A 10,652-nucleotide genomic window follows, 5' to 3' on the forward strand; every position below is an offset into this window, starting at 1 on the left:
ATTTGTTCAGTGAGTTGGCGGCGTTGCCGTGGTCAAATGGAAGCCGACGCTGCGATATGACTTATATCGGTCGCGCGCCAACTGTTTCAAAGTTTCTTCGTAAGGAACGAAGTCTATCACTTCATGGAAAGCGGTGGCAAAACCTGCGAACTCCGGTAGCAGGCTAATCAGCAGGTCGCGCGGTGAATTTCCACGTCTTTCCGGCCAGGCCAGTTCCACCGGTGCGCCGTACTTTGGCCCTTCGCCCGCTAAATTATGCGGGACAAACTGCTCCGGCGCGCGTTGCCACAGGGCTTCGTCAAGACGTTGAGCCTGTTCCTGACTTTCACATGCGATCAGCACCCGTTTGCCTACCCGCCAGCGTTCAGCCGCCAGATCGCATGCCAGCGCCTCATGGGCTCGCAGCTCGCCGGAAGGTTGATCGTGATCGAGAAGATAGAAGGTTGCGTTTTTCATAGGCTCTCTACGACGTTAAGGGCACGAAGTGTGCCCTTAAGATAACTCGGTGTATACCCTTGTATCTGAAGTGACAGGGGGATTCTCTGTCACTTCAATGAGTTCGGGTAGATATCAAACGATTAATCGTCGCCGTTCAGACCTGCACGATTCAACAGGAACTGCGACAACATGGCAACCGGACGACCGGTAGCGCCTTTGTTTTTTCCTGAACGCCATGCGGTACCGGCAATATCCAGGTGAGCCCAGGTATATTTACGAGTAAAGCGTGACAGGAAACAGCCCGCAGTGATGGCACCGCCAGCGCGTCCGCCAATGTTCGCCATATCGGCAAAGTTGGAGTCCAGCTGCTCGTAGTACTCATCGCTCAGCGGCAAGCGCCACGCGCGGTCACCGGCTTGTTCTGAGGCGCCAATCAGCTCGTGAGCTAATGGATTGTGGTTCGACATCAAACCGGTAATGTGGTGACCCAAAGCCACCACGCATGCGCCGGTCAGAGTGGCGATATCAATCACTAACTCGGGTTCGAAGCGTTCAACGTAGGTCAGAGTATCACACAGCACTAAACGACCTTCCGCATCGGTATTCAGCACTTCTACCGTCTGGCCGGACATAGTCGTTAACACGTCCCCTGGACGATAAGCCTGCCCGCCTGGCATGTTTTCACAGCCCGCCAGCACGCCGATAACGTTCAGCGGCAATTGTAGCTCTGCCACTACGCGCATCACGCCATACACGGTGGCTGCGCCGCACATGTCGTATTTCATTTCGTCCATGCCTTCGGCCGGTTTGATAGAAATACCGCCGGAATCGAAGGTCAACCCTTTGCCAACCAGCACAATTGGCTTAGCGTCAGCATTCGGATTACCTTTATATTCAATGACCGACATCAGAGATTCGTTCTTAGAACCTTGCCCCACGGCCAGATAGGAATGCATGCCCAGCTCTTTCATCTGTTGCTCACCGATAACGCGGGTGATGATGTTAGTGCTGAACGCATCGGCTAACTGACGGGCCTGAGAAGCCAGATAAGCGGCGTTACAGATATTCGGCGGCATATTGCCGAGGTCTTTTGCCGCTTTGATACCGGAAGCCACTGCCAAACCGTGCTGAATTGCGCGCTCACCGCTGGTCAGCTCGCGGCGGGTTGGCACGTTGAATACCATTTTACGCAGCGGACGGCGCGGCTCGACTTTATTGCTTTTGAGCTGATCGAAGGTATAAAGGGTTTCTTTTGCCGTTTCTACCGCCTGACGCACTTTCCAGTAGGTATTACGGCCTTTGACGTGCAGTTCCGTCAGGAAGCAAACGGCTTCCATCGAACCGGTATCGTTAAGGGTATTGATGGTGTTTTGAATCACTTGCTTATATTGGCGTTCATCGAGCTCACGCTCTTTACCACAGCCAATTAGCAGGATCCGCTCGGAGAGAATATTAGGCACATGGTGCAGCAGTAATGTCTGACCCACTTTGCCTTCAAGCTCACCGCGGCGCAACAAAGCGCTGATGTAGCCATCACTAATTTTGTCGAGTTGTTCGGCGATCGGGGATAGACGGCGAGGTTCAAAAACGCCGACTACAATACAGGCACTGCGCTGTTTTTCCGGGCTGCCGCTCTTTACACTGAACTCCATGCACTCTCCTGAATCTTAAAGACAAAGGCGGGAGCTACCGCTAGAATGTAGCGCTCCGCAACGATCTCTCTCCGTTGTGTTAACGACGTGTGTTAACCTGAACGGCATAAGTTGTTTTGTTTTGGCGACTATAAGCATGTTCCTATAGGACACCTAAACGCTAGATGTTGTAATACTATTTTAGCTGTGAAGGTTGCCATATGATGAGAATAAATGGCGGATTAGCGATGAAACTATCGATTTTCCTGCAAAAAGACAAGTTTTCACAGGCGTATTAGCGTGATCATCATTAGATATCTGGTACGGGAAACACTCAAGAGTCAAATTGCGATTCTATTCATCCTGCTATTGATCTTCTTCAGTCAGAAGTTAGTACGGGTATTAGGTGCCGCAGTTGACGGTGAGATTCCGACAAATTTGGTTTTATCCCTCCTCGGACTCGGCGTGCCGGAAATGGCGCAGCTTATTCTGCCGTTGAGCCTATTCCTCGGTCTGTTGATGACCTACGGCAAACTGTATACGGACAGCGAAATCACCGTTATGCACGCCTGTGGGTTAGGCAAAAGATCTTTGATTGCCGCCGCATTAATCTTATCGATGCTAACTTGTGGTCTGGCTGCGGTTAACTCCATTTGGCTCGGGCCGTGGTCGTCTAAGCATCAGGATGAAGTCTTGAATGATGCACGGGCAAACCCAAGCCTGGCTGCGCTGGTGGAAGGCCAGTTCCAATCCTCGCAGGATGGTAACGCGGTGCTGTTCGTCAGCAGCGTTAGCGGTAAAGAATTCCAGCGAGTGTTCCTTGCCCAGCTTCGCCCAACTGGTAATCAGCGTCCATCCGTAGTGGTGGCCGACAGTGGCCATATGATGGAGCGCCCTAACGGCTCGCAGATGGTATTGCTGAATAAAGGGACTCGCTACGAAGGTACCGCGCTGCTGCGTGATTTCCGGATTACTGACTTTAATGATTATCAGGCGGTCATTGGTCATCAAACGGTTCAGCAGAACAATAATATCGCAGAACAGATGTCGATGAGCGCCTTGTGGCATTCCACCGATCCTGACGCGCGCGCCGAGTTTCACTGGCGGCTAACGCTGATTGTTTCCGTGGTTATCATGGCATTGCTGGTTGTTCCGCTTAGCGTGGTGAATCCTCGGCAGGGCCGAGTGCTCAGTATGCTGCCGGCTATGTTGCTGTACCTGATCTTCTTCCTGCTGCAAAGCTCTCTGCGCTCCAATGCGGGTAAAGGAAAACTGGACCCGTTGATTTGGTTATGGGCAGTGAACTTCGCTTATCTGGCGCTCGCGCTGATCCTTAATGTGTGGGATAGCTTGCCAGCTCGTAAATTACGAGCACGTTTGAGAGGGGCTGCCTGATGTTTGGCGTATTAGACCGTTATATCGGACGAACCATCCTCAACACTATCCTGATGACGCTATTTATGCTGGTGTCGCTATCGGGCATCATCAAGTTTGTCGATCAGCTGCGAAAAGTCGGGCAGGGTGAGTATTCGGCGGCGGCGGCGGGGATGTATACCTTGCTCAGCGTGCCTAAAGATATTGAAATCTTCTTCCCGATGGCGGCGTTGCTTGGTGCTTTGCTCGGTCTGGGAGCTTTGGCGACGCGCAGTGAACTGGTGGTTATGCAGGCTTCCGGCTTTACCCGTATGCAAATTGCCGCTGCGGTGATGAAAACCGCGATTCCGCTGGTATTGTTGACCATGGCAATGGGTGAGTGGGTTGCACCGCAGGGTGAACAAATGGCGCGTAACTATCGGGCGCAGATGATGTTTGGTGGATCATTGCTCTCGACTAAAACCGGGCTATGGGCCAAAGACGGATCGGACTTTATTTATATTCAGCGCGTTGCGGGTGAAAAAGAGTTGGCCGGTGTGAATATCTATCATTTTGATGATGCCGATCGCCTGCAATCCGTGCGCTATGCCGCAACGGCGACTTTTGAAGATAATATCTGGAAGTTGTCGCAGGTGGATGAATCCAATCTGAGCGACCCGAAACAAATCACCGGCGCTCAAACGCTGACAGGGGAATGGAGAACCAACCTGACGCCAGATAAGCTGGGTGTGGTTGCCATGAGCCCGGATTCGCTGTCTATCAGTGGATTACATAATTACATCAAGTACCTGCAACAGAGTGGGCAAGAATCCAGCCGTTATCAGCTTAATATGTGGAGCAAAATTTTTGCGCCTATATCCGTAGCGGTAATGATGTTGATGGCTTTATCGTTCATCTTTGGCCCGCTACGCAGTGTGCCAATGGGGGTAAGAGTCGTTACCGGTATTTGCTTCGGCTTTATTTTCTACGTGCTGGATCAAATCTTCGGGCCGCTGAGCCTGGTTTACAAGATTCCGCCGGTGCTGGGTGCTTTGTTGCCGAGTATGCTTTTCCTGCTGATCAGCGTTTATATGCTGTTAAAACGTCGATAGCGGCGTTTTTTTCAACACTTGAACTAAAGACAGTGTAATAACAGTTGCATGCGGATCACAGGTAAGTATAATTCACCTCGTTCTCCGCATACTACTTCAGTGCCGAAGTGGCGAAATCGGTAGACGCAGTTGATTCAAAATCAACCGCCGCGAGGCATGCCGGTTCGATTCCGGCCTTCGGCACCAAATAGTATGAAAAACTAAGTCACCGCAAGGTGGCTTTTTTTTTGCCTAAAATCCAGTCCCCGCAAAGCTTCACTACTTTTTCCGTCAACACAAGTCAACCTGATTCAATCTACATCAACTTACTGATGTGGGTACATCTGCGGGTATATCCCGGTTCGATAATGTTTGTCCCCACGCAGAACCCTTGAAAGGATACTCAATATGGCTCTGAGTGAGGTGAAGGGTTCGTGCAGCCAAGCCTGAAGCAAAAGCTTATAAGCTTACAGATGGCGAAAGAATGGTATTGCTGGTTCACCCTAACGGTTCTAAATACTGGCGGCTACGCTATCGCTTTGGTGGCAAAGAGAAGATGCTGGCGCTGGGGAAGTACCCTGAAATATCGTTGGCTGATGCCAAGGCACGGCGTGACGAAGCTCGTAAGCTGTTAGCTAACGGTGTGGACCCAAGTGAGAGCAAGAAAGCCGTTAAGGTAGAGCAGGAGCAAGAAGCGATAACGTTTGAAGTGGTAGCCAGAGAGTGGCATGCCAGTAATCGTCAATGGTCAGAAGCTCACAGTGCTCGAGTGCTCAAAAGCTTAGAGGACAATCTCTTTCAAGCCATAGGCAAACGGAATATCGCAGACCTCGGAACCCGTGATCTTTTACCTCCCATTAAAGCCGTAGAGATGTCTGGGCGTCTTGAGGTGGCTTCCCGCCTGCAACAACGAACTACAGCGATAATGCGCTATGCAGTACAAAGCGGTTTAATTGATTACAACCCCGCGCAGGAGATGGCGGGCGCTGTTGCTACTGCTAAAAGAAAGCACCGTGCTGCACTTGAGTTAAACCGCGTTTCAGAGTTGCTTCATCGCATCGACTACTACAGTGGCAGGCCACTCACTCGGCTAGCGGTAGAATTGACTTTATTGGTCTTCATCCGTTCCAGTGAATTACGTTTTGCCCGTTGGTCAGAAGTAGATTTTGAAACTGCCATGTGGACCATCCCTGGAGAACGTGAACCACTGGAAGGTGTTAAGCATTCGCACCGAGGTTCAAAAATGCGTACTCCTCATCTTGTCCCCTTATCCCGTCAGGCTCTCGCTATTCTGCAAAAGATCAAAAGCATGAGTGGAAATCGTGAGCTGATTTTTATCGGTGATCACGACCCACGTAAGCCCATGAGTGAGAACACGGTGAACAAGGCTCTACGCGTTATGGGATATGACACGAAGGTTGAAGTCTGTGGCCACGGTTTCAGAACCATGGCTTGTAGTTCATTGATTGAGTCGGGATTGTGGTCAAGAGATGCGGTAGAGCGGCAGATGAGTCACCAAGAACGCAGTTCTGTGCGTGCGGCTTACATTCATAAGGCCGAGCACTTGGGGGAGCGTAGATTGATGCTGCAGTGGTGGGCAGATTATCTGGATGCGAATCGGGAGAAGGGAGTGAGTCCGTTTGATTTTGCTAAGTTGAATATAGGCTGATAAAAATGGATTTTTATAAGGCGCGCCCCTGTGGCATGCCTTATTTTTTTGCTAGTTTTGGCATTTGTAGGCTCTTGATTCAGCTCTGCCACTATGGATTTTGCAACGCTCTGATTTTGAACAAGGGTCAAAGACACTTCTCTGCAAGCAAGGCATAATACAGCTATTAATCATTAGTATGGCTTCGTCTAATATGAGCACAATCACCCCCCACTACCGTAACGTACAACAGTTGCTGCAAAGCCAATCCTTTTCTATCGATGAATATCAGCGTGAGTACAAGTGGGAGAAGGAGAACATTGACGAGTTGCTGTCTGATCTTCAGGGAAAATTCTTTAATTACTACAAGCAGGGTGATGAAACCAGCGCTATTAGTAACTATGGAGAGTATTTTCTTGGTTCTATTATTGTCAGCAAACGCAACAACAAAAATTACTTGATCGATGGCCAGCAGCGAGTCACCTCTTTGACGTTGTTGCTGATTTGTCTGTACCGATCTGCCGAGGAACAGAGGCTGCCAGTAGCCCAAACCTTAGCCCCACTTATTTTCAGCGACAATCTCGGTAACCCCAAGTTCAACCTCGATATCTCTGAGCGGCTTCCTGTTATCAATGCCCTATTCAAAGGGGAAGCGTTCAATCCGGATGGTAAGGATGAATCAATACAAACCATGTACGCCCGTTATAGCGATATTGAAGCAAACGACTTGATGGCAGAGATCGGAAATGCATTGCCGCATTTCATCTACTGGTTATTGACACGGGTAGGTTTGATAGAGATTGCCACTGATAACGACAGTTATGCTTACGCCATTTTTGAAACGATGAATGATCGGGGTAAGCCGCTTAGTCCGGTAGATATGTTGAAGGCATATTTATTGGCACCGATTGAAGAACAAGATGTACGACTACAGGCCAATCAAATCTGGAAACAGCAAGTCCTGGAATTGATCTCCTGGGGAGGGGAGCATGAACCGGAGCGAGATGCCAACTGTATTAAGGCGTGGTTACGGGCACAGTACGCAGAAAGTATCCGTGAGCGTAAGGCGGGATCGGTCGATAAAGATTGGGAGTTGATCGGTTCAGTCTTTCACCGCTGGGTGCGAGAAAACAACTCTCGCCTGGGTTTGGGTAAAGCTCAGGAAAATCAGAACATGATGGCTGTAAGCTTTCCATTTTTTGCCAAAGCGTACCGGCGTATCCTACACTGCAGCAAGCATTACACACCGAAGCTACGAGCGGTCTACTACAACGCTCACAATGATTTTACTTGGCAGAATACGGTGCTCCTGGCATCGTTGATAGAAACTGACGACGACGAGACCATGGACCGCAAACTGGCGGTCACAGCTACTTATTTGGACATCTGGTTGATGCGTCGAGTAGTGAATTATGTCCGGGTTGGATACTCTAGTGTGTCTTACGCTATGTGGTTATTGTGCCGGGATATCAGGCGTAAACCGCTATCGGAGTTGGTAGCTATCCTCCAGAATAAGCTGGCAGATGATGATGTTACGTTCTCCGGCTACGCAGTAAAAGGACGAACGGGTATTGATGGTTTAGGGCTCAATCAATTCAGTCGTCGTTATATCTACCATTTGCTAGCACGACTGACAGAAGCAACTGAGATCGGGGCAGGGCGTACTGAGACATTTGATCGATTGGTGGACCGTACTCTCAAGAATACATTCGACATCGAACATATCTGGGCTGATGATTACGAAATCGTGAAAGATCAGTTCAGTACTGAGCAGGAATTTCAAGATTGGCGCAATCATGTTGCGTCACTTTTACTCTTACCAGCAGATGTTAACCGGAGCCTACAGGACAAACCGTTTCCCCTGAAGCGGGTGCACTATGCCAAACAGAACTTCTTTGCCGCAAGTTTGGACTCCAGTGTTTACGAACATCAGCCACAGTTTCAGCAGTTTTCTACCAAATATGAGCTGCCTTTCAAATTCGCTGAGGTATTCGATAAAGCGGAACAACAGGTACGCCGGAAACTGATTGCGGGATTAGTAGAATTAATTTGGTCACCGAATCGTTTATGTGAGGCCGCCCATGTCTGAGCAACCACTACAGAACTCGCTTTTTGAGGACGATTACCTGCTACGGGAACTTGGGCAGGTAGCACATGTTCCACAGGTCGCTTTAACAGAGTTAGTTGCTAACGCCTGGGATGCCGGAGCGTCACGAGTAGACTTGGTTTTACCTACCGAAATAGGTGGAATATTGACTGTGACAGACGATGGTCATGGTATGACCCCGGAGCAATTTAAAAAGCGCTGGATGACTTTGCGCTACACCCGCGAGAAGTATCAAGGTTTCAATGTAGAGTTCCCTACCGGACGAACTGCCCGCCCGCGAAAGGCTTACGGTCGCAATGGCATTGGTCGCCATGGCTTGCTTTGTTTTGCTGACGAATACGAAGTGAAAACCTGGCGCGATGGCATTTTGGCAACCTTCGTTGTTGGCACCGGAGCTGGTTCTAGTCCTTTCGTGTGTCGTAGTGAGACTGAGGAGAAACACATAGGCTCCGGTACACGATTGCAGGTGCAGGTAACACGCAAACTGCCAGATGCCGATGAAATACTCACTGTATTATCCGCCCGCTTCATCCACGATCCTGAATTCGAGGTGCGTGTTAATGGCAAGTTACGACCCTTTACTGAGATTGATGGGCGAATAAGTGAAGAGACCTTGTGCCTCAGTGCAGGACGTCATGCCAAAGTGATTGTCATCGACTCAACTCGTCTGAATCATTCTTCTTTGCACCAAGGAATTGCATTTTGGGTACAGCACAGATTAGTTGGGACTCCGTCATGGGCAGTTGGACAGATAGCCAATTTCGACGGACGTACACGCTTTGCCCGGCGTTACAAGGTTATCGTTGATACAGAAGGTTTCGAATCTGATGTTGAACAAGACTGGACCGCTTTTTGTCCCACTGATTCTGTAAATGAATTATATCAGGCTACAGCTGAGCACATTCGTGATGTTGCACAAAGGCTTGCTGTGGAATTTACTGAAATTACATCAGAGGATGCTCTGATGCAAAACCGCTCAGAGTTAGCAACCTTGGGTCAGGGGGCCCGCTTGGGTGTGGCTGAATTCACTACAGCGGTTGCCCAAGAACATCCGACTGTCTCCCCTGAATTTCTTGCCACAGCAGTTAAGGCGCTTATTCATCTTGAAAAGACCAAGAGTGGAGCCGCATTACTGGAAAAGCTTGCTACTTTGCAGCACGACGATATAGAGGGTTTAGATCGGTTACTGGCTGAATGGACAGTCAAGGACGCCTTGCGGGTCCTTGATGAAATTGACAGTCGACTCAGCGTGGTAGAAACAATTCAGCGTTTGGCTGATGATCCTGAAACGGATGAGTTACACACCCTACATCCGTTGATTTTGCGTTCTCGTTGGTTGTTTGGTCCTGAATTCGAATCGCAAGAATATTGCTCGAATATGACATTACAATCCGTAGCACGCGAGCTCTTCAAAAGCCCTGATGCTCAATTTATAAACGAACGCAATCGTCCTGATATTGTCGTTTTGCCTGAAAAAACAACGTGGCAAATGACTGGTATCGAGTCATTTGATCCAGTAGATGTGTCTCTCGTTCAAATGCAACATGTTTTGGTAATTGAACTGAAGAAAGGCGGATTTGAGCTCACAAGAAAAGAAGTGAATCAAGCTGATGGCTATGTACAGGACATTGCAGCATCAGGTTTGATAACAGGAACACCTTTTATTAACGCTTGGGTCGTTGGGCAAAAGGTAGCGGCTGGTGTTGCCCGTGAGAAAGTTGTTGGTGATGGAGAACGCAATCCTTATGGGAGAGTTCGCGCTACGACTTTTGGTTCTTTGGTTGGAACAGCTAATGCTCGATTGATGAAACTACGCCATGTTTTGGCAAACAGGTACGAAAGCACATCTACAGATAACCTTATCAATCGAGTGTTGTGCCAACCCGTTCAGTCAGGCTTGAAATTTAAATAAGCATGAAAAGAATTTACTTCTCCTCAGCAGACAAATTATATCAGTGAATCGCCACGGATAATCTAGGCTCTTCCGAGCCGTTGATAATATTGGTTTTCGTATTCGGTTGGTGGCATCTGATCGCTTGTACCATGCCGACGCTTACTGTTATAAAACATTTCGATGTAATCAAAAATATCGCTGCGGGCTTCTTCTCGCGATCCGTAGATCTTTTTCTTTATCCGTTCACGCTTCAGTAGCTAGAAAAAGCTTTCTGCAACCGTGATGTCATGACAGTTACCACGACGGCTCATACTACCCTCCAGTCCGTGCGATTTCAGGAACGACTGCCTTGTGTACTGACTGCCCTGATCAGAATGCACCAGCACCTGCTTTTGAGGATTACGTCGCCATGTAAGTATCCCAGCTTTAGTTCCACACACTTTTTGAGATTTCCGGTTTCTCAGCCATCAGCCGATATTCTTCCGGCGTC

Annotated in this window: 6 protein-coding genes, 1 tRNA gene and 2 pseudogenes; 6 read left to right on the plus strand and 3 right to left on the minus strand. The window is 49.1% G+C overall.

The genetic code is table 11. From position 1 onward, the window contains the following. Window positions 1-6: 6 nt before the first annotated feature. Together AD970_RS12670 and pepA are read right to left on the minus strand one after the other, a co-directional pair. Window positions 7-456, minus strand: coding sequence for a DNA polymerase III subunit chi (locus AD970_RS12670; protein WP_049599545.1), 450 nt, complete (start codon window positions 454-456; stop codon window positions 7-9). Between the two features lie 122 nt (window positions 457-578). After that, the gene (gene pepA / locus AD970_RS12675) at window positions 579-2,090 is read right to left on the minus strand and encodes a leucyl aminopeptidase (protein WP_049599547.1); all 1,512 of its coding nucleotides are present in this window, start codon (window positions 2,088-2,090) and stop codon (window positions 579-581) included. 279 nt (window positions 2,091-2,369) lie between these two features. On the opposite strand from pepA, the gene lptF reads away from it, so the two are divergent. The 6 genes and pseudogenes from lptF to AD970_RS18920 all read left to right on the plus strand — a co-directional run bounded on the left by lptF (window position 2,370) and on the right by AD970_RS18920 (window position 10,180). Next, the gene (gene lptF, locus AD970_RS12680) at window positions 2,370-3,464 is read left to right on the plus strand and encodes an LPS export ABC transporter permease LptF (RefSeq protein WP_049599550.1); all 1,095 of its coding nucleotides are present in this window, start codon (window positions 2,370-2,372) and stop codon (window positions 3,462-3,464) included. Then, window positions 3,464-4,534: an LPS export ABC transporter permease LptG gene (gene lptG, locus AD970_RS12685; RefSeq protein WP_049599554.1), complete on the plus strand. Its 1,071-nt coding sequence runs from the start codon at window positions 3,464-3,466 to the stop codon at window positions 4,532-4,534. The genes lptF and lptG overlap by 1 nt, the downstream gene beginning before the upstream one ends. Window positions 4,535-4,635: 101 nt before the next feature. Further along, window positions 4,636-4,720 (plus strand) — tRNA-Leu (locus AD970_RS12690). 201 nt (window positions 4,721-4,921) lie between these two features. Beyond that, window positions 4,922-6,182 (plus strand): annotated as a pseudogene (locus tag AD970_RS12695) (tyrosine-type recombinase/integrase). A 157-nt stretch (window positions 6,183-6,339) separates the two neighbouring features. After that, the gene (locus tag AD970_RS12700) at window positions 6,340-8,250 is read left to right on the plus strand and encodes a DUF262 domain-containing protein (RefSeq protein WP_049599578.1); all 1,911 of its coding nucleotides are present in this window, start codon (window positions 6,340-6,342) and stop codon (window positions 8,248-8,250) included. Next, window positions 8,243-10,180: an ATP-binding protein gene (locus AD970_RS18920; protein WP_072080644.1), complete on the plus strand. Its 1,938-nt coding sequence runs from the start codon at window positions 8,243-8,245 to the stop codon at window positions 10,178-10,180. Before AD970_RS12700 ends, AD970_RS18920 begins: the two co-directional genes overlap by 8 nt. A gap of 62 nt (window positions 10,181-10,242) precedes the next feature. Here the strand turns inward: AD970_RS18920 and AD970_RS18925 are convergent. Then, window positions 10,243-10,572, minus strand: a pseudogene (locus AD970_RS18925) (IS3 family transposase); the annotation flags it as partial. Window positions 10,573-10,652 lie beyond the last annotated feature (80 nt).

This window comes from Yersinia nurmii, from assembly GCF_001112925.1.
GTDB lineage: Bacteria > Pseudomonadota > Gammaproteobacteria > Enterobacterales > Enterobacteriaceae > Yersinia > Yersinia nurmii.